Annotated in this window: 22 protein-coding genes; 7 read left to right on the forward strand and 15 right to left on the reverse strand. The window is 71.8% G+C overall.

The annotated features are described in order from the left end of the window. Nucleotides 1–2 precede the first annotated feature (2 nt). The 8 genes from ABD481_RS15980 to eccD form a co-directional block, all read right to left on the reverse strand. Nucleotides 3–332 (reverse strand): hypothetical protein, encoded by a 330-nt coding sequence (locus ABD481_RS15980; RefSeq protein WP_344666444.1) that lies wholly within the window; start codon nucleotides 330–332, stop codon nucleotides 3–5. A gap of 70 nt (nucleotides 333–402) precedes the next feature. After that, a complete protein-coding gene (locus ABD481_RS15985; RefSeq protein ID WP_344666445.1) occupies nucleotides 403–774 on the reverse strand; it encodes a YbaB/EbfC family nucleoid-associated protein in 372 nt (123 codons plus the stop codon). Continuing rightward, complete coding sequence (locus ABD481_RS15990; protein ID WP_344666446.1) at nucleotides 774–2,624, reverse strand: hypothetical protein; 1,851 nt, start codon at nucleotides 2,622–2,624, stop codon at nucleotides 774–776. Before ABD481_RS15990 ends, ABD481_RS15985 begins: the two co-directional genes overlap by 1 nt. Before the next feature lie 18 nt (nucleotides 2,625–2,642). Continuing rightward, entirely contained in the window at nucleotides 2,643–3,044 is a 402-nt protein-coding gene (locus tag ABD481_RS15995) for a hypothetical protein (RefSeq protein WP_344666447.1), read from the reverse strand. 28 nt (nucleotides 3,045–3,072) lie between these two features. After that, the gene (locus ABD481_RS16000) at nucleotides 3,073–3,381 is read right to left on the reverse strand and encodes a WXG100 family type VII secretion target (RefSeq protein WP_344666448.1); all 309 of its coding nucleotides are present in this window, start codon (nucleotides 3,379–3,381) and stop codon (nucleotides 3,073–3,075) included. A gap of 31 nt (nucleotides 3,382–3,412) precedes the next feature. Beyond that, entirely contained in the window at nucleotides 3,413–3,736 is a 324-nt protein-coding gene (locus ABD481_RS16005) for a WXG100 family type VII secretion target (protein WP_344666449.1), read from the reverse strand. A gap of 237 nt (nucleotides 3,737–3,973) precedes the next feature. Then, nucleotides 3,974–5,509 carry a type VII secretion protein EccB gene (eccB, locus tag ABD481_RS16010; RefSeq protein WP_344666450.1) on the reverse strand — a complete coding sequence of 512 codons (1,536 nt, stop codon included), beginning with the start codon at nucleotides 5,507–5,509 and terminating at the stop codon, nucleotides 3,974–3,976. A 12-nt stretch (nucleotides 5,510–5,521) separates the two neighbouring features. Then, complete coding sequence (gene eccD, locus ABD481_RS16015) at nucleotides 5,522–6,991, reverse strand: type VII secretion integral membrane protein EccD (RefSeq protein WP_344666451.1); 1,470 nt, start codon at nucleotides 6,989–6,991, stop codon at nucleotides 5,522–5,524. 252 nt (nucleotides 6,992–7,243) lie between these two features. On the opposite strand from eccD, the gene eccCa reads away from it, so the two are divergent. After that, nucleotides 7,244–11,320 (forward strand): type VII secretion protein EccCa, encoded by a 4,077-nt coding sequence (gene eccCa / locus ABD481_RS16020; RefSeq protein WP_344666452.1) that lies wholly within the window; start codon nucleotides 7,244–7,246, stop codon nucleotides 11,318–11,320. Between the two features lie 138 nt (nucleotides 11,321–11,458). On the opposite strand, the gene mycP is transcribed toward eccCa, so the two are convergent. Both mycP and ABD481_RS16030 read right to left on the reverse strand, forming a co-directional pair. Continuing rightward, a complete protein-coding gene (mycP, locus tag ABD481_RS16025; protein WP_344666453.1) occupies nucleotides 11,459–12,700 on the reverse strand; it encodes a type VII secretion-associated serine protease mycosin in 1,242 nt (413 codons plus the stop codon). Continuing rightward, nucleotides 12,661–13,578, reverse strand: a complete 918-nt coding sequence (locus ABD481_RS16030) for a hypothetical protein (protein ID WP_344666454.1) — start codon at nucleotides 13,576–13,578, stop codon at nucleotides 12,661–12,663. The genes mycP and ABD481_RS16030 overlap by 40 nt, the downstream gene beginning before the upstream one ends. Nucleotides 13,579–13,646: 68 nt before the next feature. Between ABD481_RS16030 and ABD481_RS16035 the strand changes: the two genes are divergently transcribed. Beyond that, nucleotides 13,647–13,970: a hypothetical protein gene (locus tag ABD481_RS16035; protein ID WP_344666455.1), complete on the forward strand. Its 324-nt coding sequence runs from the start codon at nucleotides 13,647–13,649 to the stop codon at nucleotides 13,968–13,970. 747 nt (nucleotides 13,971–14,717) lie between these two features. Here ABD481_RS16035 and ABD481_RS16040 read toward each other — a convergent pair. Continuing rightward, complete coding sequence (locus tag ABD481_RS16040; protein ID WP_344666456.1) at nucleotides 14,718–18,371, reverse strand: right-handed parallel beta-helix repeat-containing protein; 3,654 nt, start codon at nucleotides 18,369–18,371, stop codon at nucleotides 14,718–14,720. Between the two features lie 162 nt (nucleotides 18,372–18,533). On the opposite strand from ABD481_RS16040, the gene ABD481_RS16045 reads away from it, so the two are divergent. Continuing rightward, nucleotides 18,534–19,190, forward strand: coding sequence for a hypothetical protein (locus tag ABD481_RS16045; protein ID WP_344666457.1), 657 nt, complete (start codon nucleotides 18,534–18,536; stop codon nucleotides 19,188–19,190). Between the two features lie 19 nt (nucleotides 19,191–19,209). Here the strand turns inward: ABD481_RS16045 and ABD481_RS16050 are convergent, their stop codons facing one another. Beyond that, nucleotides 19,210–19,794: a snapalysin family zinc-dependent metalloprotease gene (locus ABD481_RS16050; RefSeq protein WP_344666458.1), complete on the reverse strand. Its 585-nt coding sequence runs from the start codon at nucleotides 19,792–19,794 to the stop codon at nucleotides 19,210–19,212. 372 nt (nucleotides 19,795–20,166) lie between these two features. Here ABD481_RS16050 and ABD481_RS16055 point away from each other — a divergent pair, with 372 nt between their 5' ends. After that, complete coding sequence (locus ABD481_RS16055) at nucleotides 20,167–20,496, forward strand: hypothetical protein (RefSeq protein WP_344666459.1); 330 nt, start codon at nucleotides 20,167–20,169, stop codon at nucleotides 20,494–20,496. 64 nt (nucleotides 20,497–20,560) lie between these two features. Here the strand turns inward: ABD481_RS16055 and ABD481_RS16060 are convergent, their stop codons facing one another. Further along, nucleotides 20,561–21,535 carry a zinc-binding dehydrogenase gene (locus ABD481_RS16060; RefSeq protein WP_344666460.1) on the reverse strand — a complete coding sequence of 325 codons (975 nt, stop codon included), beginning with the start codon at nucleotides 21,533–21,535 and terminating at the stop codon, nucleotides 20,561–20,563. A gap of 88 nt (nucleotides 21,536–21,623) precedes the next feature. Between ABD481_RS16060 and ABD481_RS16065 the strand changes: the two genes are divergently transcribed. Beyond that, entirely contained in the window at nucleotides 21,624–22,307 is a 684-nt protein-coding gene (locus ABD481_RS16065) for a TetR/AcrR family transcriptional regulator (RefSeq protein ID WP_344666461.1), read from the forward strand. On the opposite strand, the gene ABD481_RS16070 is transcribed toward ABD481_RS16065, so the two are convergent. Beyond that, a complete protein-coding gene (locus ABD481_RS16070) occupies nucleotides 22,196–22,915 on the reverse strand; it encodes a DUF2306 domain-containing protein (protein WP_344666462.1) in 720 nt (239 codons plus the stop codon). The genes ABD481_RS16065 and ABD481_RS16070 overlap by 112 nt on opposite strands. A 156-nt stretch (nucleotides 22,916–23,071) precedes the next feature. Here ABD481_RS16070 and ABD481_RS16075 point away from each other — a divergent pair, with 156 nt between their 5' ends. Beyond that, entirely contained in the window at nucleotides 23,072–24,331 is a 1,260-nt protein-coding gene (locus ABD481_RS16075; protein WP_344666463.1) for a sensor histidine kinase, read from the forward strand. Beyond that, complete coding sequence (locus ABD481_RS16080) at nucleotides 24,328–24,984, forward strand: response regulator (protein ID WP_344666464.1); 657 nt, start codon at nucleotides 24,328–24,330, stop codon at nucleotides 24,982–24,984. The genes ABD481_RS16075 and ABD481_RS16080 overlap by 4 nt, the downstream gene beginning before the upstream one ends. Nucleotides 24,985–25,007: 23 nt before the next feature. On the opposite strand, the gene ABD481_RS16085 is transcribed toward ABD481_RS16080, so the two are convergent. Continuing rightward, the gene (locus tag ABD481_RS16085; RefSeq protein ID WP_344666465.1) at nucleotides 25,008–26,438 is read right to left on the reverse strand and encodes an MFS transporter; all 1,431 of its coding nucleotides are present in this window, start codon (nucleotides 26,436–26,438) and stop codon (nucleotides 25,008–25,010) included. Nucleotides 26,439–26,566: the final 128 nt, after the last annotated feature.

The following is a 26,566-nucleotide window of genomic DNA, read 5'->3' on the forward strand; positions in this document are numbered from 1 at the left end:
CGCTACGACTGGTGCGGGGTCTGCGGTATGCGCGCCGCCTCGTAAGCCCGCCGCTCCACAGTGCGATAGTCGTTCGCCGCCGTCTGGATGCCGCCGGTCGCCGAGTTGGTCGCGACATGGAAGCCGTCGGTCGAGTAGCTGAGGTCGCGGAACTGCGGCTCGGCGCCGTACAGGATCGCCAGGCTGGTGTCGTCGCCGCTCAGGCAGGCCCGGACCCGGTTCTCGATCTCTCCCAGCGCCAGCGTCATGTGCTGGGCCAGCACGCCGAACTCGCTGAACCGGCCGGCCCACTGGTCCAGGTGTGACGGATCGACGCTGAAACCGGTACCCATCGGGACTCCTCAAGTCGGGGTGGCGGGGCCTGCCGGCGCGGCGCGTCAGCAGGCTGTGACAGGGTACGGATCAAGGCCGGCCGGGCTCCGACCCGGCCATCCGGGCCGGCAGATCCGACCCCTCGGGCAGGAACGGCCGGAACACCTCGGTCACCCGCCCGGCCATCTCGGCGCGCGCCGCCGCGACGGCTTCGACGATCGAGTTCTCCAGCTCCGCGGCCGGCATCGACCGGTAGCGGGTGCCGTTGAACTTGACGCGTTGGAGCACGCCGCGCGCGCTCACCGTGACGGTGACGACGTGGTCGCGCGAGGTGCTGCTGGTCTCGGCGTCGGCCAAGGAGGCCCGGGCCCGGTCCAGGCCGGCCCGGCGCTCCTCGATCCCGGCGAGGGCCTCTTCCAGCCGCGCGCGCATCTCCATGACCCGCGGCGAGGAACGCTCCATCAAAGCCGCCCGAACACGGCCGGCGGCAGGTCCGGATCGGTACCCCAGACCTCCTCGTCCTCGGAGATCCAGGTGTGGCGCTCACGGTCGTGCTGGTCGCCGCCCTGGCCGCCCATTCCGCCCATGCCGGTCGGCGGATACATCGGGATCCCGCCCTCGCCGTTCGCCGCGGCCGCCGCGGTGCCCTCCAGGCCCGCGGCCTTCTTGGCGGCCAGCTGCTCGGCGGCGCTGAGACCGCCGTTGGCACCGCCCAGGCCGTTGACGCCGCCCAGGCCGCCGCCGAGCCCGCCCAGCCCTCCGAACGCGCCGAGCCCGAGCGGGCCCAGGCCGCCCGGCCCCGCGGAGCCCGGTCCGCCGGCGGACCACGGATCGGTCGGCAGCTTGGGCAGCGTGGCATTGCCGCCCAGGCCGTAGTCCGCGAGTTTCACCGGCGGGACCGAACCGGTGTTCGGATCCGGGATGTGGACGTTCGGCGGCGTCACCGGAGGCGGGGTGTGGCTGGTCGGCGGCGGGGTCACCGGCGGCGGCGTGTGGGTGCCGGGCGGCTTGGTCGGCGGCGGCGTGAGGGGAGGCGGGGTGCTGTGGTTCGTCGTCGGCGGGGGAGTGGTGTGGTTCGTCGGCGGCGGAGTCTTCGTGTCCGGCGGCGGCGTGGTGTCGCTCTTGTCCGGCGGCGGCGTCACCGGCGGGGTCACGGTGATCGGGTGCAGCGTGGGCGTGATGAGCGGTGTCAGCGCCGCCGTGGACGTCCCGTAGACCTCGGCCAGGTGGACCAGGCCCGAGGTGAAGCTCTGGTCCAGCTGGGTGATCTGCCACGTCCAGTACGACTTGGCGTCGGTCTGGAGCATCCCGGTCGGGTTGGCGGCGTCGCGCAGGTACCAGACCGCCTGGTCGATCGTCATCGACGGGACCGCGGCGCCGGTCACGGGCCAGGTGGTCCAGCCCGCCGGGACGGGCGTCGTCTCCGAGCCCTTCAGCAGACCGCTGCGGTCCGTGGGGTATGTCAGGTCCCAGACACCGTTCATGCCGCCCACGATCAGCCCGCGCGCGGTGAGCGCGGCCCGGATGCCGTTCTCCGGATGCCACCACTCCCGGCCGTCGTCGCCCGGGCGGGCCCAGCCGTCGTACGCCACTTTGAGGTTGTTGCCGACCATGGCCAGCGCGAACGCCGCGTCGTCCAGCGCCTGCGGCATCGAGCCGGTGCCGGCCGGGCCGTCGAGCTGGGTCTGCCAGGCGGTGAGTATCCCGCCGAGCTCGGTGATCAGCTGGTACACCGCGTCGGCGGCGGTGCCCTGCCACGTCGCCTGTTCCGAGCCCAGCCACTTCACCCACGCGGCCAGCGTCGGAGCGGCACCCGGGCTCGCGGTGCCGCCGTCGCTGCCGTCGGATCCGTCCAGCCAGTTCTTGAACGACAGCAGCGTCTTCGACGCGTTGTGCATCGACAGCGGGCTGGTCCCCGCGCCCCGGCCCGGCTGGAACGAGGACCCCGGCGTGTAGGTGTCGGCGGCGTACAGGTCCACGGCGTTCTTCATCGGACCGAAGAACGCGTTGGCGAACCCGCCGCTGCCGCTGCTGCCGCCCGAGCCGTTCGCCCCCATGCGGATGTCGGGGTTCACGGTGATCCCGTAGCAGTGCACGACCGGCGCGGAGTATTCGAAGCCGAAGATGTAGTCGTAGTCGCCGACCTTGTACGGGTTCGTGTGGTCGGCGCTGACGCCGGAGATCCACGAGTGGTCCAGGATCGTGCTGCGCGCCGGCACGATCGTAGGCGGCACGATGATCGCGTTGACGACGTCCTCGGCGAACCACTGGCTGTAGTTCGTGTCCTGCGGGGTGTTCGAAGCGGTGGCCACGGCTGCTCGCCTTTCAGGTCACTTGGCGGGGGCGGCGCTGCCGGGACCGCTGCTGAGATCGGTGTTGATGTTCTGGATCTGGCTCAGAAGGCTCGCGCCGTTCTCCTTCTGCAGGCTGTCGACGCCGGACAGGCTGGTGACCGCGTTGGTCAGGCCGGTCTGGATGTCGCCGAGCAGCCGCAGCATCCAGGTCGTGGCGCTCTGCAGACTGGTGCCCAGCGCCGTCGTGTTGGCGGTGAGCTGGTTGGCGTCGTAGAACGTCCCGGGCGAGATCATGAAGTGGCTCTGCTGCCGCAGATCGGGCGCGATCTGCTGGAGATCGGCGAGCAGCGTGCCGATCTCGGTGGCGAACAGCTTCACGTCGTCCCAGTTCATCGCGGTGACGTCGGTCGACGGCGGCGCGAGAGGCTGCGGTGTCACAGGGGTCGATCCTTCCGGGGTCCCGGCCTCAGCGAATCTGCTGCCAGCTCAGCGCGATGTTGGTGTCCGTGGCCTGATACGACTGCGCGATCTCCTCCAGCGTCTGGGTCATGACCCCGAGCCCGGCCGTCATGTTGTCCAGAATCTGGTTCCAGTTCGCCTTCACCCGCGCGTACTCGTCCTGCGCGGCACCCTGCCAGTAGGTGTTCATCTGCGTTGAGGTTATTTGAGCATCCATCGAGTCCAGCATCTGGCGCAGCGCCTTGGCCGCGTCGATGAAAGCCGTGCCGACGTTGTGAACGCCGCTATAGGTGACCTGCAGTGTCTGCTCGCTCATCAGAGGCTCCGTTCGTAGAGGGGTGGGCGGGTCAGCGGACGGGGTGCAGCTTGGCGAGCATCTGCTTGATGCCGTCGGTGTGCGCCGCCTCGACCTTGGCGACGGTCTCGATCGTGCCGTTCAGCGCCTCGACCATGTACCCGAGCTGCTGCACGACCTCGTTGTAGCCGTCGCGCCACGCACCCACCGCCATCTGGTAGACGGTCGCCGCGTCGCCGGTCCACGACTTGGCCAACGCCTCACCCTGCGACTCGATCTCGGTGTCGATGCTCCTCGCGGCCCGGATGGCATCCTCGAACACGGTGATCCCGGCCTTGGTGGCGTCGGCGGAACTGCCGAACGTGGGAGTAGACATCGCAATCCTCTGATGGTGGCTTCGATCGCGCTCGGCGCGGCTGGCGACGTACAGCGAATCAGGTTCCTCCGTCCCCGCGCTAGAGGCTATGAACAGACGCTGAGCCCAACCCCACAGGTCTTCGTCTGATCACAAACCAAAGTCCACAAAAAGTTCACTTCTTCGCACCGAGCGGGCAGATCGAGCGAATCAGCACCCGGCCGCTGAGCGAACTTGCCCCTCGCACCCCTGAAACGCTCAACCCCCGGCACTCGCGTGCGCGGACGGTGCAAGGCCCGACACCGCCCCCGCGGCGGCCGCCGGATCCAAGGCGGGTCCGGTCGGCAGCAGAGCCAGCAACGTCTGCGGAACTTCGACCACTGCGACACCGTGATAGCCGAGGTGGTCTAGCGCCGTGGTGTCCGGCACCGGATACTTCACCCCGGAGTCGGCGACCACGTAGTGCGCGTCCCCGGGCACCCCGCCCCCGGTGAGCGCGATCACCACGGCCCCGCCCCCGGGCGGCACCGCGAACACGTCCGCGGTGCGGGCGTCCGCCGTGACGGCCGTCCCGGACACGGCCGGCAGCCCCGCGGCCGCAGCCGCCGGCGCCGTCACCAGATCAACCTGCTGAGTCGCCCCGGCGAACGTGATCCGCGCGCACGGGATCTGCACCCGCGCCCCGGACGGCAACGCGTGCGGCGGCCTCGGAGGCAGGCCCGGCGCCGCCGAGCCGGCCGGCGACCCGGCGGCGGCCGTGGACCCGGCCGCGGACGCGGCAGAAGACAACGGCACACCCGCCAACGACGACAACAGCGTCGGCTCGACCGCCCCGCCCCCGTAGGCGCTCGCCCGCACCTCGGGATCGTTGCGCATCAGATCCACACCGGTATCGGTCAACGGAGTGAGCCCGTCGGCGCGCGCCGCGAAGTACTGGTCGGGCACACCGGCCTGGCGGACCGTGAACAACTGGCCCACCTTGGAGGCGACGCCGTTCACCGTCGGGCCGGCCGCGCCGAGCGTGCCGACGGCCGGCGACGCCAGGTCCGGCCCGGCCGGAACTGCGTCGAGGAACGCGTACCCGACGGCCAGCGGCTCGGCGCCGGCCAGACCCAGCGCGCCGAGCGTCCACGGCGCCGGAACCCGCAGCCGGCTCCCTTCCCAGACCAGGTAACGGATTCCTGCCGGGTCCGAGACCAGGAGTGCTTGATCGGCCCCGACGGCCGCGATCCCGGCGCCGGTCGCACCGCCGGTCCCACCGCCGGCCGCTGCCTTCGGCGCCGCGCCCAGTCGCAGAGTGCTGACCGGGGACGTCGACCCGTCCGGCGCGGTCCGCGTCGACGCGCACACCAGCCACGGCCCGGCGGTCAGACGCGACGCGGCGGGCAGCGCGTCCGGCGCTCCGAGAATCCCCAACGGCTGCCCGTGCGGCACCCCCGCCACCTCCGAGTCGGAGACCGCCACCGGCGCCTTGCCGCCGCCGACCAGCAGCGCCGAGGAGAAGTTCAGCACCGGGTAGAGGACCCCGGAACTGTAGACGTACCGAGCTCCGGTCGCGGAGTCCACGACCACGGTCCCGTCCGCTTTCCAACCCTGCGGCCCGGCGGGCGAGATCAGCCCCCACACCAAAAGTCCGGCCCCGGCCAGCAGGCCCAGGACCAGTCCGATCGAACTGCCGGAGGCGGTGCGGTGCAGCGGGGTCCGAGGGGCGTCGGCGTCGGCCCGGACCAGCGCCGAGCTGAGCCGTCCGGTCAGGAACCCGTACGCCTGCACCTGATCGCGTTGCGATGCCATGGGTGCGCGCCCTCAGCCGCGGCTGCGAGCGAAGTGGTAGAACCCGGTCACGAGCAGCACCTGAGGCAGCAGGCTGATGGCCGCCAACCACTGCGTCGCATCCGCCAGACTGGTCCAGTACGGCACCAACCGCCGCCCCGGAATCGTCCGAGCCGCCACCACACATGCCGACGCCGCCACGGCGACAACGACCACCAGCAGATCCGCGACCGTCGCCGACGCCCCTCGCGCCGCGAGCACCACCAGCACCGTCGCCCCGCAGACCCCGGCCGCCGCGACTGCCAACCGCTGCCAGGCGCTGCTCAATACCCTGGCATGCAGCAGGGAGAGCACGGCGAGGGTCCCGCCCAGCGTGCGCGCCTCCCACCCCGGCGTCCGTGCCAGAACCGCGATCGTTCCCGTGCACAGCAACGCGAACGCTGTCGTCAGCGACGTCATGTACCGGTCGATGACCCGCACATCCGCCGTGACCCGCTCCGCGGGCTCCGGATCGATGTGCTCCTGGAGGTCCTTCGCCCCGGTCGGCAACGGATCCAACCGCCGCCGCCCCAGCCGGAACGCGGCCATCGGCACCCCGATCAGCGCCAGCTGCGAGGCTGTCCCGATCGCCGCCGCCGCGGTGACCGCCGAGCACGCGCCGGTCAGGACGGCGAGCGTCCCAAGGCCCGTGGCCCCGGCAGCGACCGCGATCCCCAAGAAGACCGGAACACCCGCACCGAACGCCAGTACGGCGAACACCGCCGATCCTCCGGCACACGAGACGGCCGCCAGAATCCGGGACGCGAGTTCAGCGTGCTCGAACACAGCAGGCCACTGGTATCCGGCGGCGGCCGCGATCGGCACCGCGCTCGCCCCCAGCACGACGCCCGCGGTCCGGTCCCCGAAAGCCCGGCATGCCGCCGTGCCCGCCACCAGCAGCAACAGCGCCGTGCCGTAGCCGGCGGCCACCAGTCCGACCGAGGGCCGGCCGAGCAGCACCAACAGGCTCTCGGTGAGGAACGCGGCGGCGGCGACACCGAGCAGCAGGGCTCGCGTCCGCTCCGGACGCCACCGGTCCGGCAGCCGCGAGACGGCGGTCGCGACCCCGTCGATCAGATCGTCGAAGTCCGCCTCGGGCAGCTGGTCCGAACGCGGGCGCAGGTGGAGCAGCTCCCCGTCGACAAGGCCGAGTGCCTCCACCGTCAGGTCCTCGTCCAGCGGCGCGCCGCCGAGACGTTGCAGAACCCAGCCACCCCCGGCCTGACCGCGATCGGCGAGCTCGGCGAGTCCGGCGAGTCCGGCGCGAACCTGGGCGGCGCCCTGCCCGGCCGCGCGTTCGGCCCGGCGTTCGGCCCCGCGCTCAGCGGCCAGGCGCAGCAGCGCGGGCAGCACCTCGGCGAGTTCGACGTCCGCCGGGACCGAGGCGTCGAGCACGCCGAGGGGCGTGTGCACCGTCAGGCTGCACAGCCGGCTCGCCGGCTCGGACGGGGCACTGACCACCACGGGCACTCCCGTAATCTGTTGAGACGGCATGATGATCCCCGATGGGACCGCCGCCGGATGACCGCGAAGGGTCGGTGCGGTGACCGGGATCTGATACGCCGGAGATCATACGGTGCCCGGGTTGCCACGAAGCCGTTCTCGTGCGCAGAATCGGCGCGGACGATGCCCTGCCTGTGCTGTACCACTGCGTGGTATGTCAGAACCCGTAGCCCGCGTCGCCGATCGGACGAGTGCGTCGGAAGGAACACCCGGGTGGGAACGACCGTCGATTTTCGCAGGCAGGCGCGCACGCAGGCCCCGAAACCGCCGGAGGGATCGCTCTCGCTCCAGGAGCCGCCCGCGGTCTCCGAGCCGGCCGGCGGCGGCGTCGGGATGCTCCTGACCTACCTGCCGATGGCGATCGCGTCCAGCGCCACGGTGCTGATCTTCGTACGGCCCGGCAGCGGCTCCACGACCGGCATCTACCTGGCGGCCGGGCTGATGGCGGTGTCCACGCTCGGCATGTTCGTCGGGTCGATGGGCCGGCAGAGCGGGCAGCACCGCCGCAAGATGCGCGGCGAGCGCCGGGACTACCTCCGCTACCTGGCGCAGAGCCGCCGCACGGTCCGGCAGGCCGTGGACCGGCAGCGGCGCTCCGCGGCGTATCTGCACCCTGACCCGGACGGGTTGTGGTCCACGGCGCTGGGCACCCGGCTGTGGGAGCGCCGGGTCGGCCATCCGGACTTCGCCGAGGTCCGGATCGCGGTCGGCGAGCAGCGGCTGGGGCTGCGGATCGCGCCGATCCAGACCAAGCCGGTCGAGGACCTCGAACCGGTCTGCGCGCTGGCGCTGCGCCGCTTCACCCGCGCCTACACCTCGGTGCGCGACCAGCCGATCGCCGCGCAGCTCCGGTCGTATTCGCAGCTGTCCCTCGGCGGCGACGCCGACGGCCTGGACGCCCGCCGGGCCGCGGTGCGTGCGATGCTCGCCGAGCTGGCGACGTTCCACGCGCCCGAGGATCTGCGGATCGCGGTCTGCGCGGGGTCGCAGGAACAGTCGCATTGGGACTGGCTCAAGTGGCTCCCGCACGTCCGGCACCCGCGCCGGCACGACGCGGCCGGCCCGGTGCGGCTGTGGGCCGACGGCCTCGGCGCGCTGCGGGCGGTCATGGGGCCGGGCCTGTTCGACCGTCCCGGCTTCGAACCGGGCGCGGTGCCCGGGGCCGAGGAGCCGTTCGTGGTCGTCGTGCTGGACGGCGGTCTGGCCGTCCCGGACGGCCGCTGGGACGGGGACGGCTACCGCAACGCGATCGTCGTGGACGTCGCCGGGGTGCTGCCGCCCGGCGCCGGCCGCCGTCCGCTGCGGCTGCGGATCACGGCCGAGCATGGCGTCGAGTCGATCGAGACCGGCCAGGACCGGTCCGAGCGCGCGGTCGCCGTCGGCCGCGCCGGAGGGCTGAGCCTGCCCCGGGCCCGGGCACTGGCCCGCGTCCTGGCGCCGATGCGGCTGGCCGGGGCCGCCGAGCCGGAGCGGCCGTTGGAGTCGGACTTCGAACTCGCCACGCTGCTGGGTATCCACGACCTTGAGGTGTTCAAGCCCGAGGACTTCTGGGCCTCCCGCACCGGTTCGGCACGGCTGCGAGTCGCCATCGGCGTGGACCAGACCGGGGCGCCGGTGGTGCTGGACATCAAGGAGCCCGCGCAGGGCGGCGTGGGCCCGCACGGGATGCTCGTCGGGGCGACCGGGTCCGGCAAGAGCGAGCTGTTGCGGACGTTGGTCCTCGCGCTCGCGCTGACGCACTCCCCGGAGAACCTCAACTTCGTCCTGGTCGACTTCAAGGGCGGGGCGACGTTCCTCGGGCTGGACCGGCTGTTCCACACGTCGGCGGTCATCACGAACCTGGCCGACGAGGTCCACCTCGTCGCGCGTATGCAGGACACGCTCACCGGCGAGCTGATGCGGCGTCAGGAGCTGTTGCGGGCGGCCGGGAACTTCGCCTCGCTGCTCGAATACGAGCGGGCGCGCGAGGCCGGCGCGCCGCTGGATCCGCTGCCGACGCTGTTCGTCGTGGTCGACGAGTTCAGTGAGCTGATATCGGCGCACCGCGAGTTCATGGACCTGTTCATCGTCATCGGCCGGCTGGGGCGCAGCCTCGGGGTCCACCTGCTGCTGGCGTCGCAGCGGCTGGACCAGGCCCGGATCGGCCAGCTGGAGACCCACCTGTCGTACCGGATCGGGCTGCGGACGTTCTCGGCCGCCGAGAGCCGGACCGTGCTCGGGGTGCCGGACGCGCATCACCTGCCGTCCGCGCCGGGCAACGGCTTCCTGGCTCAGGGGGCTGATGCGCTGATCCGCTTCAAGGCCGCGTACGTCTCGGGCGACTATGTTCCGCGGCGGGCGTCCGGCGGTGCGGCTCGGACCGTGCCTGCTCAGGTTGTCGCGTTCACCACGGATCACGTGCCGGTGGCCGAATCCGGGGTGGCGGCGCTGGCAGAGCTGCCGGAGCTGGCAGAGCTGCCGGAGGTGCTGGAACTGCCGGAGCCCCCAGCCGGTGAACGGGAGTTCGAGGCCGGCGCCCTCGGCTCCGCGATGGACGTGATCATCGACCGCCTGGCGGGCGTCGGACCCCCGGCCCACCAGGTGTGGCTGCCGCCGCTGGCCGAGCCGCCGACGCTGGACCACCTGCTGCCGCCGCTGGCCCCGGACCCCGCCGACGGCCTGCGGCCGATCGACCGGCGCGGCGCGAGCCCGCTGCGCGTCCCGCTCGGCATCGTCGACCGTCCCTTCGAGCAGCGGCGCGACGAACTGGTCGCCGATCTCGCCGGGGCCGGCGGCCACGTCGGCATCGCCGGTGGCCCGCAGAGCGGTAAGAGCACGCTGATACGCACCCTGCTGACGGCGCTGGCCCTGACCCACACGCCGGAGCAGGTCCAGTTCTACGGGCTCGACCTCAGCGGCGGCATGCTCGCGGCCGTCGCCGGGCTTCCGCACAACGGCGGCGTCGCCGGCCGGCACGAGACCGAGCGGGTCGGCCGGACCATGGCGCACCTGCGGGCCGTCCTCGACGAGCGGGAGCAGCGCTTCGCCCGGATCGGCGTCGACTCCATGGCCGCCTATCGGCGGATGCGCGCGGCCGGGGCGCCCGAGGCCCAGGACGATCCCTACGGCGACGTGTTCCTGGTCATCGACGGCTGGTCGACGCTGCGTCAGGACTATGACGATCTGGTGGCCGACATCCGGATGTTCGCCTCCCGCGGCCTCAACTACGGGATGCACCTGGTCATCTGCACCACTCGCTGGTCCGAGCTGCCGGCGGCGATCCGGGACCAGCTCGGCACCCGGTTCGAGCTCCGGCTGGGTGACGCGGTGGAGTCGGTGATCGAGGCGCGGGCCGCGCTGACCGTGCCGCGCGACCGTCCCGGCCGGGGCCTGACGCGGGACAAGCACCACTTCCTCGCGGCCCTGCCCCGGATCGACGGCCTGCCGCTCGCCGAGGACCTGCCGTCCGGGACGGCCTCGCTGGTCGACGCCGTCGCGCGCAGCTGGCCCGGCCGCCGGGCCCCGGCGGTCAGGACCCTGCCGACCGTGCTGGAGGCCGCCGCCCTGCCCGCGGCCGAGGGCGCGGGCCCGCACGGCGATCTGCGCGTCGCCCTCGGGCTGGAGGAGCAGCGCCTGGCCCCGGTCTGGCACGACTTCGCCGAGCAGCCGCACTTCGCCGTCGTCGGCGACGGCGAGAGCGGACGCACCAACCTGCTCCGGCTGTTCGCGTCGGCCGTCACCGCCGTGCACGGTCCCGACCAGGCGCAGCTCGTGGTCATCGATCCCCGCCGCCGCCTGGCCGACGACGTCCCCGAGGACTACCGGCTGCGGTACGCGGTGACGGAGGGTACCGCGAAGCAGGCCGTCGCCGACCTGACCGAGGTGATGCGGCTCCGCCTGCCGAGCCCGGAGGTCACCGGCGAGGGCCTGCGGCGCCGCGACTGGTGGTTCGGCCCTCGCGTCTACTTGCTGGCCGACGACTACGACATGGTCTCGACCCAGTTCTCAGGAGCCTTCGATCCGCTGCTCGAACTCCTCGGCCACGGCGCCGACATCGGCCTGCACGTGGTGGCGGCCCGCTCGGGCTCGGGAGCATCGCGCCCGGACGCCCTGCTGCGCCGGCTGACCGAGCTGAACGCGCCGACGCTGGTGCTCTCGTGCCCGCCCTCGGAGGGGATGGTGCTCGGTGTCAAGGCACGTATCCTGCCGCCGGGGCGCGGGGTGCTGACGACGCGGCGGAGCACGGCGGTGGTGCAGACGGCCTTGGCGCCGGCGGCGGACGCGGGCGCGGGCGGCGTCGGCGGTGCCTGAGGCGGGTCCGCAGCGACGGCCTGCGACTCAAGCAGTCCAGGCCGTCCGGCACAGGCGCAAACCCGCCCCGGGATATATGGAGTCAATACCCTGTTATGGTGCGCGAGCTCAAGTGCTCACAGCCTTCTGCGACATGCTCTAGACCCGCCACCGCCGGGCCCGCCCGCGCGGGATCACGATCCGCAGCGCCAAACCGACCATCCCCAGCACGGCGACGCCGCCCGCGGTCCCCAGGGCCGCGAGGCGTTGCGGCCGGGCCGGCGCGGTCGGCTTCGGGGGCGAGGCCAGGTGGGGGGAGGAAGGGCGGAGCGGGGACTTGGTGGGCGTGGCGTCGAGGGGGAGTGCCGCCGTCACCGCGGCGTAGGGGTCGGCGATGCCGTAGCCGTAGCCCGCGGTGCTGCCGGTCGCGCCGGCCGGTGCGTCGGCGGTGGCCTCCAGCCGGGCTTTGACCTGGGCCGCTGTCAGGCTCGGGTAGTAGGACCAGACCAGCGCGGCGGTCGCGGAGACGAAGGGGCAGGCGAAGCTGGTGCCGGAGCCGGCGTAGTAGCCGCCCCGGGCACCGACGCTCGTGACGAGCGAGCCGGGCGCCACCAGGTCGACGAACGTGCCGGTCTCGGAGAAGCCGGTCAGGGCTCCCGTCACGTCGATCGCCCCGACGCCCACGACGCCCGGATACGCGGCCGGATAGGCCACCGGATTGTTCAGCTGGGCGTCGTTGGCGGCGGCCGCCACAATCAGCGCGCCCCGGCTCTGCGCGTAGGCCACGGCCTTGGCCAGGTCGTCGCTGGGCAGCGTCGAGACCATCGAGACGTTGATGATCCGCGCTCCGGCGTCGGCCGCGGCGCGGATTCCGGCGGCCAGCGTGGCGGCGGTCGCCGATCCGTCCGTGCCGGTCACCTTGATCGGTAGGATCCTTACTCCCGGGGCGAACCCCACCAGCGACGATCCGGTCTGCGCGCGGGCGGCGATCAGCCCCGCCACGAACGTTCCGTGGCCGACGCAGTCGCGGTCCCCGGTCCCGGCGGCTGTGACGTCCTTGCCCGCGTCCACCTGGCCGCGCAGCTGCGGGGCGTCGGCCTGGACGCCGCTGTCGACGACCGCGACGGTGACGCCGTGTCCCTGGCTCAACGGCCACGCTCGTGACGGCGCGAGCAGGCTCTGCGCCCACGGATACTCGGCGGGAGCCGGTACCGAGGTGGGGACGCAGGATCCGTAGGTGGCCGGGGGGAGTACGGGAGTCCCGTTGCCCGCCGCGTGGACCTGGGTTCCCTCCGCCGCCGCGAAGGCCGTTAGGAGAAGGACCGCTGCCACTGACGGCAGCGGACGACGTATCAGGGCATTCACGACGTCGCCGCCGCGCGGAATCCCAATGGCGGCCATGGCATCAGATCCCCGGTCTTGGTGTGGTCGCGGCTCTCGGCACGGTCGGGACTCTCGGGATTCTCGACGGCGGCATCGGCGACGGCCAGCAGCCGCGCCAGCACGTTCTCCTCCTGCGACACAGCCGCGTCTACAAGGGCGCCGGTCTGCGCGATGTCTTCGCACAACAGCACCAACGGGCTGCCGGTCGGCGCCGCCCGCACGCCGAGCACCCGAAACCGGCTGCCCGGCAGGAAACGCACCGCTCCCCGCTGCTCGGCCACACGATCCTCCAGCAGCGCCGTCCGCCGTCCGGTGACCGACCAGATGAGGAACCCGCCCGCACCTACTCGGTCGAGGAACACCGACGCCCCGACCGGCGCCGGCTCGACCAGCGTCCGCCCGACCCGGTACTCCGCGAGCCACGCCGGATCGATGCGCGAGTCCTGATACACCGGGCCGAGATACGCGGGCAGACGCCGGAGCCCGGCGGTCAGGCAGGCACCGTAGGCGTGCAGGGCCGGTGCTCGGTGGGACGGCTCGCCTGATCGCAGAGCACGGTCCAGGACCGCGCCGCCCGACTCCGGCGACGCATCGTGCAGGTAGGTTCGCACGGCCGCGAGCTCGACCCGCGCCGCCGCGACGTCCACGGCCCGCAGCGCCGGCACCCGGGCGATCGCCGACACGACCGGCCGCAGATGGATGTTGTAGCGGCTGCCCAGCAGCGTGCGGAAGGCTTCGCGATCGGTGTCGGTGCACGGCGACGCGGGGGTGAGCGGTGCCGAGGTGGAGGCTTCGAGGGTGGGGGTGAGGCTGGGTGGCGGGGCAGGCTGCGGAGTGGTCGGCGATGGCGCTGATGCAGAAGCCTGAGCAGGGGAAACAGTCGCAGTCAGAGCCATGATCGGTCGCGGCATCGGTGGTGAAAGGGGCATCGGCATCGCTACTGGCACTGCCGCCGGGATCGGCCTTGCCGGTGCTGTTCCTGCCGGTACTTGCGCTAGCGCTGGCACTGGCAGCGGTGCTGGTACTGATGTTCGCGTTGTTGGCGCAGGCGCAGGCGCAGGCGCAGGCGCAGGCGCTGGTGCTGCTGCTGGCGGTGCTGGCACTGATGCTGGCCCTGGCCCTGAAGCTGGCTCTGGCTCTGGCTCTGGTGCTGGTGGCGCTGGTACTGCTGGTGCTGCTGCTGGCGTTGATGTTGATGTTGATGTTGATGTTGGCAGTGGCAGTGGCAGTGGCAGTGGTCTCGGCACTGCTGTCGCCGAAGCAGTCTGCACCGCGGTCTGAACCGTGATCGACCGCCGCGCACCCGCGCTCTCCGTCATCCTGGTCACCGCCGCGACCAAACGTTCGTCCTCGCCCACCACCAGTACCCGGGCCCCGGTCAGCGCGGGCAGCGTGCGCAGCAGCGCGGCCCAATCCTCCGCCGACGCGGCCCGCCCCCCGAATCCCCCGGCCAGCAGCGTGACAGCATCCTCATGAGCCGGCACCGCCAGCCACTCGTCGGGCGGAGCCGCCACCGGCCCGGCCGCTCGAAGTAAGAGCCCTGCCGGCGTCTGGAGCACGGTCCCGTACGGTCCGTCCACCGCCGTCCGCACCAGGTTCTGCCAGCCCGGAGCGGGAAAGCGCGGGCCGGTCCGGGCCGCGTCGTCGTCGCGATACCGGATCCAGGAGCCCGCGTCCTCGGCGCCGTCAGGGCGCGTCGCACCGCGCACGAACAACATCCCCTGTGCAGTGACCGCGACGGCTCCGTCCGGGGCCACCACCTCGATCCCGTGGCGCCGGGCCAGCCGCTCGGCGAGAGCCGGGCCGCCGTTGGCCCCGCGCCGTCCGCTCCCCGGCAGCAGGAGCCGTGCCGACCGGCTGCCCGCCGCCGCTGCTGCCGCCACCGCCGCGTCCAGCTTCGGGCCCAGCACGGCCGGATCGTTCCCCGGGACGTGGATCAGGTGCTCGCCGGGCTCACGGATACGGTCCAGCAGACGCTGGAAGGGATCGGCCGCGCCGACTGGGCTCTCAGCCTGCGCCCGCGATCGAGGCCCGGTCACCGGACACCGTCGGCTTCCCCGGTCCGGAAGTCCGCGGCCACCAGCATCCCGATCTCCCGGTCCGACACCCCGCCGCTGCGGGCCAGTCGCCCGGCCTGGCGGACGATCATGGCGTCCAGCAGCTGTCTGGCGTAGCGCGCGTTCCCCAGGGCGCCGACGGCCCCCGGCGACAGTGTGTTGATATGCGCCTGGACCGCGCTCAGCAGCTCCGGCGCGGGCTCGAAGCCCGCTGAACGGGCTTGCTGCTCCAGAATCGCCAGCAGCTCCGCGGTGCCGAAGTCCTCGAACGCGATCCGCTGCGAGAACCGGGACGCCAACCCGGCGTTGGCGGCCAGGAAGCCGTCCATCGGTTCCGGGTAGCCGGCCGCGATCACCACGAGTTCGTCCCGGTGGTCCTCCATCAGCTTCACCAGGGTGTCCACCGCTTCCCGCCCGAAGTCGTCCGCGGCCGCGCCTCTGGGCGCGAGGGAGTACGCCTCGTCGATGAACAGGACGCCGCCGCGTGCGCGCTCGACGACCTCGCGCGTGCGGTGCGCCGTCTGCCCCAGGTACTCGCCCACCAGGTCCGAGCGCGACACCTCGATGAGCTGCCCGCGCGCGAGCATGCCCAGTGCCGCCAGGAGCTCGCCGTACAGCCGGGCGAACGTGGTCTTGCCCGTGCCGGGGCCGCCGGTGAAGACCAGGTTCCGGCTCATCGCCGGGACCGGGAGCCCGGCCAGCCGGCGGCGGCGCCCGGCCGCCAGCAGATCGACGAGCCCTGCGACGTCCCGCTTCGCGCCGGCCAGTCCGACCATCGCCTCGATCCGCGCCAGCAGCGCCGCCACCGCCGCCGGATCGCCGTCCCGCTCGCCGGGGGCCGTCCCGCGCCCGGGCGGCGCGCCCAGATCCTGCGGCAGCAACAGCACCAGATCGTCGTCGGCGGACCCGCCCGCCGCGTCCATCAGCCGCCGTGCCTGCCGCTCGGCCATCTCCTCGAAGATCCGCCGCGCCGCGCGCCCGTTGCCGAACGACTCGTCGCGCGCCAGCGCCTCGAACCTGGCGGCCAGCGCCTCCGTCGTCGCCGGGGCCAGTACGTACTGGTGCGCGCGGCACATGCCCCGCACGATCGTCACCAGCTCGGCGGTGCTGTAGCTCTCGAACTCGACCGTGCGTGTGAACCGCGAGGCCAGACCGGGGTTGGAGGCCAGGAACCGCCGCATCTCGGCGGGATAGCCGGCGGCCACGACCACGACGTCGTCGCGATGGTCCTCCATCAGCTTCACGAGGGTGTCGACCGCCTCGCGCCCGAAGTCGGCGCCGGTCACCCCCTGCGCCGTCAGCGTGTACGCCTCGTCGATGAAGAGTACGCCGCCGCGGGCCCGGTCGAAGCACTCTGTGGTCTTCTGCGCGGTTCCGCCGACGATCTGCGCGACCAGATCGGCGCGCGACACCTCGACGACGTGGCCGCTGCGCAGCACGCCGAGCGCGGCCATGATCCGGCCGTAGAGCCGGGCGACGCTGGTCTTCCCGGTCCCCGGCGGACCGGCGAAGACCAGGTGCCGGCTCATCGGCGGAGCGACCAGCCCGGCCGCCTTTCGCCGCCGGGCCAGCTGGTTCAGGCTGACCAGCGTGGCCACTTCCTGCTTGACGGCCGCGAGGCCGACCATGGATTCCAGTTCGGACAGAAGCGCTTCGACGGTCGCCTCGGGTCCGGTCGACGATGCGGTGAGGGATCCGTCGGCTCGGGTGTCGGGACGGCCGTTCGCCTCGGCGTCGGCGTCCGCGTCAGTGAAGGCGCCAGTGGTGTTGCTGCCGCCGCCGGCCGAGCCGTTGGCGATGCTCGAACGCGACTCCGATTCCGATTCCGGTCCCGAACCGGATTCCGGTCCCGACCCTGCCCAGAATCCGGCCCCTGATACGCCCGAACCTCGGTCCCCGCCGGTCGGACCGCCGTTCACTGGACCGCCGCGCACGCCGTCCTGAAAACCCGCCCGTTTCGGCGCGGAAGCCTGGACCCCGGCTCCGGCTCCGGCTCCGAACGTGTCCGGCAGTCCGTTCCCGGCGCCGTTCGATCCGTTGATCGTGAGCTGTCCGTCCGCTATCAGCCTTCGGATACCCGCGCCACCGTTGTCCGAGACCGTGCAAGCCCGCACCGTCACTTGCTCGCGGGTCGCCACCGCGATCCCGTCGGCGGCGTTCTCCCGGATCTCGCAGCTGGTCAGCGTGCCGCGCGCGGCGGCGTCCAGCCGGACGCCCGCGGCACGGCTCCCGTGGACCGTCGTGCGGCTGGCGGTGATCTCGCCGCCGGCCTCGACGAGCACGCCGTGCGAGGCGGCGCCCTGGATCTCGCAGTCGCGCAGGACGCCGTGGCCGCCCGCGCCCACGACCAGCCCGGCTCCGCCGGCGCGGCTGATCCGGGTGCCCTCCAGGAGCAGGTTTCCGGCTTCCGTGAGCCGTACCCCGTCGGCGCCGCTGTCCTCGATCCCGCATTCCTGCAGCCGTCCGCCGCCGTCGGCGAGCACCAGGAGGCCGGACCGGCCGCACTCGCGGATCGTGCTCGCGCGAATCAGGGGATTGGCTCCGGCGCCGACGACGATCCCGCTGCCGCCGAGGCCGCGCAGCTCCGCGCGTTCGACGGTGCCCGCCGCGCCGTCGCCGAAGGTGATCCCGTCGCCGGCGCAGTCGTGGACGTGCAGATCCCGCAGCAGCGGATCGGCTCCCGACTCGGCGAGGACCGCGACCGGGCCGGCCCCGGAGACCTCGCAGTCGTCGAACGTCGGCCGGCCCCCTCCCAGCACGTGCACCGCCGGACCGCCGGTCCGGTGGATCCGGCACCGCCGGGTCACCGGATCGGCGCCGTCGACCAGGATCCCGGTGCCCGCCGCGTCCCGGATCTCGCAGTCGGCGATCTCGGGTCCGGCGCCGGGGTCGATCTGGACCGCCGTCGCTGCGGTGTCGTGGATCCGGCAGTCGCGGACCAGGGTCGCGCTGCCGGTCTGGAAGGCCAGTGCCGGCCCGCCGGTCGCGGAGATGTCGCAGTGCTCGATGACGCCCTGGGCGCCCTCGTTGGCGCAGACCGCGTTCCCGGTGACGTTCCGCACGACACAGCGGCGCAGCACCGGATCGGCGCCGGAGGCGATCACCAGTGCCGAAGATCCGATGTGCTCCAAGGTGCTGTCCTGGACGACGGCGTCGGAGGACTCGGCCGCGACGATCCCGGCGCCGACAGGATTGCGCAGCGTGCAGTCCCGCACTCGCAGCGCCGCGCCGGCCTGGACGAAGACCGTGGCCCAGTGCGTGGCGAGAACGTGCGAGTCCACGAGCTCCAGCCGTCCGCCGGCCACCTCGACGGCCGCGGTCTCGGCGCACTCCTGAAGGCGCGCTCGGGCATCAGGCTCAGGCCCGTCCTCGGTCGGTCCGCAGATGATAAGCCCTGATATCGACACCGTCCCGCCCACCACCGTGACCGCGGCCCCGCCGACGCCTTCGACCGTGACCGATCCGGGGCCGCCGTCGGCGGTGAGCGCGACCGACTCCCGAAGCGTGACGTTCTCCCGGTAGCGGCCCGGCAGGATGGACACCGTGGATCCGGCCCGCGCCGCGGCGACCGCCTCGGAGAGGGTCCGGAATCCGGCCGAGCCGTCGGCGCACACGGTCAGAACGTCGGGCATTCAGTGCATCCTCACCGGCTTCGGGGTCACTCCGCGTCGGATGGTAGCCCACAGACCGAGGCCGCCGACAACATCAACTGGCGGAACACTCAGCTATCAACGTTCGAAGAATCCGGTTCGGTGGGCACGTCTCCTTCTCCGGCTGGACCCAGGCCGTCCCCATTGACACATTCGCGCCATTTCCGTCCCGGTGTAACCCTTCGCAGTATTCTGATACAGACGTCGGCGAAGGTGCTCGACACAGGACTTCAGGAGTTGCGTGTGCAGGCGCAAGCGCTCTATCTCACCCGTCGGGAGGCGGCCTCGGGAGCGGCGGTCTTGACCGTCGACCTTCCGTCCGGCCCGTCCGCCGTCCGCATTCCACCGGTCCGCAACGGCCGGCTCCTCAAAGTCGGCACGGAGCACGGCGACGTGTACTTCCGTGTCCGCGTGTTCAGGACTGTCGGCGCCCGCGTCCGGCAGGTCCTGCTCGCCCTCGTCTGTCTCCCGGCCTTCCTGCTGGGACCGCTGATGATCATCAACGGGGCGGCCACACCCCCGGATCCGACCGCGATCCCGAAATGCCAGGGGATCGCGATGGATCCGGGGGATATCTGCGAGATCACCACCTACATGGGGAACACCAAAACAGTGAACGACTACGGCTACGCGGCGATGGCGGCGAAGGCCCAGGCCGGCACCGGCTCCTTGAGAGGCTTCGGCGTTGGCATCACCATTGCCGAGGCCGTCATCGGTGCCGGAACCGCCGCGGTGTATCTGAGGCGGCGCAACAGGCCGATTTCCTTGTCGGCCGTGCCGGTCGCCACGAGTAGTGCTTGAGAGTACGAAAGCCGGACCGTCAGTCGCGGGCGAGCGCGGCGGGGGCGTCACGATAGACGCGCACCGCCGAGTCCGGGGCGAACCCGCCGGAGAAGATCCTCTGCACGGCGGCGATCTCCGCCGCGTCCGGGTGGTCGTTGGTGCACGCGGTGCCGGCGCTGTGGCCGGACATCAGGGCTCCGCAGTCGCCGTTGTAGTTGTCGGGAAGCCCGAGTATGTGGCCGAGCTCGTGCGCGGTGATCCGCGGCGGGGAGTAGCCCTCGGACACCGCCTGCTGGCCGAGATCCACGGTGCCCGAGCCGGGGCGGCTCGTGATGGTCTGCGGCCAGCCGCTGGTGGCGATCAGGTGCACGGTCGCCGGATGCGCGCTGGTGGCCATGACGAACCTGACGTCGGTGACGCTGCTGTTCCAGATCGCGGTGGCCGTGGTCACGTCGGACTTCCACGCGCCGGCGCGATTGTCCTCGAAGTACACGGTGCGGACTGAGGCGGCCGGCGTCGCGGTGGACGGGGCCGACGCGGCCATGCTGACGGGAGCCGCCGCCAGCGGGAGGAGTACGCAAGCGCCGACGATGAGCGCGCGCGCAGTGGGTCGGTTGGGCATTTGCGGTCCTTCGGGGGAGAGGGATCGGTGCGATCCGGCCGGTGGCGCCGCTGACCGTCGATCGCGTATCAGGGTTCGAAGTTTATTGACGGGTTCGTCCCGGCAACAAGGGTGCAACCCTGTCCGAAAGCTGACAAGGCTGCTTCAAGTCGGTGGTATCCGACGCTGGTCGTGTCCGACGCTGGTGGTATCCGACGCTCAGGACGCCGGCGGCCGGCCATCCCCGCGGATCGCGGAGGCCGGTCCCGGGTCCTGCAGAAAGTCTGAAGCCGCCCGACAGCCGGACTAAATCAGGGCCCTGGTTTAATAACCGATCCGATGGCAGGCTGGAGGTATCAGCGTTCAGCCACCAACGCTAGGAGACGCAAGGCCATGACCACCCGCAATACCAAGATCACCACGCTCGCGGCGACCGCTCTGCTGGCCGCCGCCTTCGTCGGATCGGGCTCCGCCCCGGCCTCCGCCGCCGCTTCCCCGAGGGTGTCGTTCGGTCATCCGATCCCGGCCACCTGGACCGCCAGCGAATACGGCTACGGGCCGACGTCGGCGGCCGCTTGGCAGGACGGCGTGACGAAGGTGGGGCGCGATTTCGCGGAGTTCTCGTGCTATCCCCCCTTTTTCCTGATCGGCAGTGGCCAGCTGGCCGACGGATCCTGGTGGGCGCGCGTGGGCGAGCACTGCCCCGGCGGCGCACCGGTCTGATCCCAGCGCCCTTGGGAACCGCCCTTGCGAACTGCTCTCGGGAACCGCCCTTCGGCGGTCGCGGTCAGGGCGTCAGCACGATCCTGCCGAAGACCTCGCCCGAGTCCATCTTCTGATGCGCCAGTACGGCTTCGTCCAGTGACAGCACTTCGTGCACAACGGGTTCGATCTCGGTACGGCCGGCCGCGGCGAATTGTTCGTCGCGGACGGCCTGCCGGTCGGCTCGGCTGACGGTGGCCGCGCTGAAAGTGGCGAATGACATCGACTTCTGAAACGCCGCCATGATCTTCATGCCGAACTCCGCGGGTGGTTGACCCGCGACCGCGCCCACGGCCACCATGCGGCCGTTCGGGTTGAGCCGGTCGAAGAACGACGGCAGATCCCGGCCGGCCACGACGTCGATGATGACGTCGTACCCTGCGGGAGCCTCCTGGGTCGCCTCCTGCTCGGCGTCGCCGGAACGGTTCAGCACGTGGGTCGCGCCGAGTCGGCGCAGTCGCAGGCCGCGCTCGGCCGACGATGTCGTGACCGCCACCGCGGCGGCGCCACCACGGGCCGCGAGTTGCACCGTCATGATCCCGATGCTCCCGGCCGCGCCCCGCACCAAGACGGTCTCCCCGGGGACGAAATGGGCATGGCGAAGCCCGAAGTGAGCCACCACGCCGGAACTGCCGATCGTCGCCGCATCAACGGCGGACAGGCTGTCGGGCAGCGGAAGGATCTCCTCGACCGGCGCGATGGCCTGTTCGACGTAGCCTCCACCCGTGCCGGTGAAACCCCACACCCGCCGGCCGATCCACGACGCGTCGACGCCATCACCGACCGCGGTGACGATACCCGCCACCTCGCCGCCGGGGATGTGGCCCTCCTTGAAGCCGTAGGCCGCCAAGGCTCCGCTCCGGATCAAGGTGTCGACACCGCCGACGCCCACCGCCTCGGTCGCGATCAGCACCTGCCCGGCAGCAGGTGCCGGGGTCGGGAGGTCGACGACAGCCAGGCCCTCAGGTCCGCCGTATGCCTTGATGATGATTGCCTTCATATCGTCTCCGCAGTCTCCGCAGTCCCGGCGGGCTTTTCCGTTCAGGACGGTAACGGACGCCGCCGTCCGTTTGGATAAAGTGAGAGCGGTGACCGATGTTTTGCCTCACAAGCGACGTTCCGACGCGGTGGACAACCGCAGCCGGATCCAGGGCGCTGCCCGCACGCTGTTCTCCGCCGAGGGCCTGGACGTTCCGTTGCGCGAGATCGCGCGGCGTGCCGGGGTGGGACCCGCCACCTTGTACCGCCACTTCCCGACCAAGCAGCTGCTGATCGCCGAAGCCTTCGCAGACCAGCTGCGGGCATGTCGCACCATCGTCGACGAGGGATGCGCAGACCCCGACCCGTGGCGCGGCCTCTGCTCGGTGATAGAGCGGATCTGCGAGCTGCACGCGCGCGATCGAGGCTTTACCGAGGCTTTCCTGGCGACCGTCCCGGGGACCCCTGACATCACCGGACGCGAGTACACCGTGAAAGCAGTCGCCGGCCTGGCCCAGCGCGCCAAGGACGCAGGACGCCTAAGGCCCGACTTCGTTGTGGACGACCTCATTCTTGTGCTGATGGCGAACAAGGGCATCCACGCCGCATCCGACGCCGTCCAGGTCATGGCCTCCCGACGCTTCGCAGGACTGGTGATCCAGGCCTTCGAAGCCCGCCCCCATCACGCGCCGCTGCCACCGCCGGCCCGCCTGGGATCCGCGGCATCCCGCAGCAGCCAGAGCTCGGCCACCATCAGGTTCGGCACCCAGCACAAGAACGGCACGATCAGATAGGCCCGCAGGAACGCGAGGTGGTCGTCGATGCCCTGCATCGACACGAACAGCGGGGTGAGGGCGATCAGCCAGAGCCTGAGTGTCACGGCCGCGTAGGTCAGGGCGAAGGTCCGCACCACCCAGCGGTGGTGGGCGGCGACGTCGCCGCGGCGGATGGTGCGGTACGCGTTGACGGCTCCGACCAGCCACAGCGCGGCCAGCGTCCCGAAACCGGCGGTGCCGATCGGGCCGGCCAGGTTCGTCCAGGCCAGGATCAGGCCGGCGCTTCCGGCGACCACGATCGCGGACAGGACGATTCGCCCGACGGCGCGGTGCAGGCGCGGCAGCCGGAGGCGCACCCGGTCCGCGAACTGGAGCGGCGACAGGAGCAGAGCCGTGCCGCCGCAGCCGACGTGCAAATAGAAGACGGTCTTGAGCCAGACCGCGCGGTCGACGTAGTTGGCCGCGACCTCCTTGTCGTCGGCCGCGAGGTCGCGCAGGGACTGGGTCGCGTACGGCAGTACGGCGAACGCGGCGATCGCTGTCGCGCTGAGCACTATCCACCAGAAGCCGATGCGGTGCTTGCGGGGCGCGGCACCGGGACGCAGCCGATATTCGTTGACGGCCATGGTGTTTCTCCTTGCAGCGGGCGAATCTTCGTCGCCGAATCTAGGTACGCGAGCCGGTTCGGTCTCCCCTCGGGAGAGGGAGTGGGCCTCCCTTATCGGAGGGATATCGGCGTCTCTCTGTTGACCGTGGGGACGGGCATCGGTGCAGGATGAGGCATGCGCAGCAGTGGAAAAGCCGGGCTGTCCCGCCGGATGCCGAGCCCGGCCGACGCCTGTCTGGCCGCCGGGCTGGCGGCGATGTCGCTCCTGGTGGTTCTGATCGCCCGGCCGGACGCCCCCTACCGGGCCCCCGACGTGGGTTCGGCCCTGCTGGCCGCCGGCGCCGCGCTGAGCCTGCTGTGGCGCAAGATCGCGCCGGTCACCGTCGTGACGGTGTCAGCAGCCTGCATCGTGGCGAGTGCCGCGGCGGGCTACGCGGTGACGGCGGTGCAGTGGCCGGCGTGGATCGGGCTGTTCACCTGCTTCTCGCTGCGGATCGGCTGGGCGCGGATCGCGGCCGCCGCTGTGGCACTCGCGGCGGTCGCCGGATACGCGAGCCTGGATCGCGGGACAGGCGGCCTGATGGAGCTGTCCGGTGTCCTGATGTGCTTCCTGATCGCGGTGGTGGCCGGGGACGGCGCCCGCAACCGCCGGGCCTACGCCGAGGCGGCCGAGGCCCGGATGCGCGCTGAGGCGCAGATGCGTGCCGTGCTCGCCGAGCGGGCGTCGGCGCAGGAGCGCAGCCGGCTGGCGCGGGAGCTGCACGATTCGCTGGGGCACGCGGTGAACGTGATGGTCATGCAGGCCGGGGTCGGGCGGCGGGTGTTCGACGAGAATCCGGCGTTCGCGCACGAGGCGCTCGGCCATGTCGAGGGGCTCGGGCGCAGTGCGTTGGAGGAGTTGGATCGGCTGCTGCGCATCATGCAGCCGGACGGGGGGAGCGGGCGGAGCGATCTGACGGATTCCGCTGTGGCGGGTTCGGCAGAGCTGGCGGATCTGACGGACCTGGCGGACCTGGCGGACCTGACCCGGCTGGCGGACCGCGTCCGGGCTGCGGGACGGGACGTCCGTCTGGACATCGCGGACGTCGCCCTGACCCCCGGCGCGCATCGGGCGGTATACCGGATCATCCAGGAGGCGGTGACGAACGCGCTGCGCCACACCGCGACCGGGCAGATCAGCGTGGACTTGGCGCGGCAGGGTGATGTGGTCGTGGTGGAGGTCGTGAACGAGGGTCGGGGTGCCGCGGCGTCGTCAGAACCGTCAGAACCGTCAGCGCCGGGCCGGGGCCTGGCGAACATGCGCGAGCGGACGCGCCTGGAGGGCGGCGCCTTCGAAGCGGGCCCGCACGGGACCGGCTTCCGCGTCCGCGCCGTCTTTCCGGCGACCGCCGTCACGCGCGTCCAGCCCGACCGGCCGCTCGGCACCGCGGCATGATCAGGGTCCTGCTGGCCGACGACGACGTCCTCGTCCGCGGCGGCCTGCGCACCCTGCTGGCGTCCGAAGGCGACATCACGGTCGTCGCCGAGGCCGCGAACGGCGCGGACGCGGTCTACGCCGCCCGAACCGTCCGCCCCGACGTGATCGTGATGGACGTCCGCATGCCCGGCACCGACGGCACGACCGCCACCCGCGAGATCGTCTCCTGGCCCGGCCCCCGCCCCCGCATCCTCGTCCTGACCACCTTCGACACCGACGACGTCGTCGACGAGGCGATCATGGCCGGCGCCGACGGCTTCCTCCTCAAACGCTCCACCCCCGAACAACTGATCGCCGGCATCCGCACCGTCGCGGCCGGCGACGCCCTCGTCTCCCCGGCCGTGACCAGACGAATCCTGGAATCCTTCGCAGCCCGCACCCGCCCCGCTATCCCCGAAGCACACCTCGCCACCCGCCTGACGGAACGCGAAGCCGACGTGGTCCGCGCCCTCGCCCAAGGCAAGTCCAACACCGAGATCGCCCGATCCATGCACATCTCCCTGGAGACGGTCAAAAGTCATATCAAGAGCCTGTTGAACAAGTTGGAGGTCCGCGATCGGACCCAGGCGGTGGTGTGGGCCTATCGGACAGGCTTCGTCGACCGGCGGTGAACAAGGTCGTGGGCTCTGCTCGCTTATAGGTTGATCTCCTCGGGGGTCGGGACGAAATCGTGGGAGGGTGCTGAGATCGGCCGCCGGGCGAGCGCGAACGCCAGGCACGCGCCCAGGATCGCGGCCGCGCCGGCCGTGACGCCCGCGTTGCGCAGGCCGTCGATGAGGGCCGTCGCCTGTGTGGCGCCGGTGCCGACGCCGCTGCCGCTGCCGCTGCCGTCGTGCAGCTTGGCGTTGGCGATGGCGACGAGCAGGGCGAGTCCGGCGGCGCCGCCCAGTTGCTGGGCCGTGGTGGCCATGGCGGATGCGACACCTTGCTCGGTGGGGGCTACGCCGCTGGCGGCGGTCACGAACATCGCCGTGAAGGACATGCCTCCGCCGATGCCCCAGATGACGATGCCCGGAATCAGAGCCCAGAAGGAGGCGCTCGGCGACATGGCGAGAGCCAGTGCCATGATTCCCAGACCATTGACAAGCATGCTGACAAACAGGCTCGTCCGCAGTCCCCATCGGCCGATCGCCGCCGGGCCGAACTTCATACCGCCGATCACCGAGAGCACGGTCACCGGTAGGAACGCCAGGCCGGTGGCCAGCGCGCTGTAGCTGTGCCCGCTTTGCAGGTACGTGGTGAAGATGTAGTACGCGCCGCCCAAAGCGCTCTGGAACACCAGGATCACCGACATGGCGACGGCCAGGCTCCGGTTGCGCAGCAGCCGTGGAGGCACCAGCGCGTGGGGCGAGCGTCGTTCCACCAGGACGAAGATGCCGAGCAGGGCCGCACCGATGATGACCGACCCGACGCTGCGGGGCGCGCCCCAGCCGGCTTGCGGCCCGCTGGCCAGGCCGAACACCAGCAGCGCCGATCCGGCGGTCACGGTGAGCACGCCCGGGATGTCGAAGCCCGCCCGGGTCTTCTCGTCCGTGTGGTCCCTGGCCAGCAGCCGCGGTGCGGCGAGCAGGATGAACAGCGCCGGCGGCACCATCACCAGCATGACCCACCGCCATCCGCCGGCCTGGGTGAGCACGCCGCCGAGCAGCGCTCCGGCTGCCAGCCCGGCACTGCCCGCGGCGGACCACAGCGACAGGGCCCGGGTACGTGCCGGACCCTCGGCGAAGCCGGTGTTGACCTGCGACAGGGTCGCCGGGGTGAGCATCGCCGCGCCGGCGCCCTGCACGGCCCGCGCGGCGAGCAGCATCGCAGGGCCGGTCGCCAGGCCGCCGGCCAGGCAGGAGGCCGCGAACAGGGCGAGCCCGACGATGAACATGCGCCGCTGGCCGATCCGGTCGACGAGTCTGCCACCGAGCATGAGCAGGCCGCCGAAGGCCACGGCGTAGGCGCTCACGACCCATTGCAACGACTGGGCTGTGAACCCCAGGCTGTCGGCGATGTCGGGCAGCGCGACGAAGACGATGTTGTAGTCAAGGGCGACGACGAACTGCGTCGAGGCCAGCAACGCGAGCCGAAGCCCAGGTCGCGAGGGTGCGGATGGTTCAGGAGGAGGCACGGTTCCAGGCTTTCTGTGCGGCGTCCATTTACTGCACGGCATATAGTTGCACTACGGTGTGCAGTAGCGCAACGCTG

The organism is Catenulispora yoronensis, from assembly GCF_039531695.1.
GTDB classification, from domain to species: Bacteria; Actinomycetota; Actinomycetes; order Streptomycetales; family Catenulisporaceae; genus Catenulispora; species Catenulispora yoronensis.

What these genes read in the sequence shown, in the direction of transcription:
- ABD481_RS15985 (WP_344666445.1), bottom strand. Translation starts at nt 774, where the DNA reads ATGGAGCGTTCCTCGCCGCGGGTCATGGAGATGCGCGCGCGGCTGGAA.
- ABD481_RS16080 (WP_344666464.1), top strand. Translation starts at nt 24,328, where the DNA reads ATGATCAGGGTCCTGCTGGCCGACGACGACGTCCTCGTCCGCGGCGGC.
- ABD481_RS16070 (WP_344666462.1), bottom strand. Translation starts at nt 22,915, where the DNA reads ATGGCCGTCAACGAATATCGGCTGCGTCCCGGTGCCGCGCCCCGCAAG.
- ABD481_RS16075 (WP_344666463.1), top strand. Translation starts at nt 23,072, where the DNA reads ATGCGCAGCAGTGGAAAAGCCGGGCTGTCCCGCCGGATGCCGAGCCCG.
- ABD481_RS16055 (WP_344666459.1), top strand. Translation starts at nt 20,167, where the DNA reads ATGACCACCCGCAATACCAAGATCACCACGCTCGCGGCGACCGCTCTG.
- ABD481_RS16050 (WP_344666458.1), bottom strand. Translation starts at nt 19,794, where the DNA reads ATGCCCAACCGACCCACTGCGCGCGCGCTCATCGTCGGCGCTTGCGTA.
- ABD481_RS16040 (WP_344666456.1), bottom strand. Translation starts at nt 18,371, where the DNA reads ATGCCCGACGTTCTGACCGTGTGCGCCGACGGCTCGGCCGGATTCCGG.
- ABD481_RS16060 (WP_344666460.1), bottom strand. Translation starts at nt 21,535, where the DNA reads ATGAAGGCAATCATCATCAAGGCATACGGCGGACCTGAGGGCCTGGCT.
- ABD481_RS15980 (WP_344666444.1), bottom strand. Translation starts at nt 332, where the DNA reads ATGGGTACCGGTTTCAGCGTCGATCCGTCACACCTGGACCAGTGGGCC.
- ABD481_RS16030 (WP_344666454.1), bottom strand. Translation starts at nt 13,578, where the DNA reads ATGGCTCTGACTGCGACTGTTTCCCCTGCTCAGGCTTCTGCATCAGCG.
- ABD481_RS16000 (WP_344666448.1), bottom strand. Translation starts at nt 3,381, where the DNA reads ATGAGCGAGCAGACACTGCAGGTCACCTATAGCGGCGTTCACAACGTC.
- eccB (WP_344666450.1), bottom strand. Translation starts at nt 5,509, where the DNA reads ATGGCATCGCAACGCGATCAGGTGCAGGCGTACGGGTTCCTGACCGGA.
- mycP (WP_344666453.1), bottom strand. Translation starts at nt 12,700, where the DNA reads ATGGCCGCCATTGGGATTCCGCGCGGCGGCGACGTCGTGAATGCCCTG.
- ABD481_RS16005 (WP_344666449.1), bottom strand. Translation starts at nt 3,736, where the DNA reads ATGTCTACTCCCACGTTCGGCAGTTCCGCCGACGCCACCAAGGCCGGG.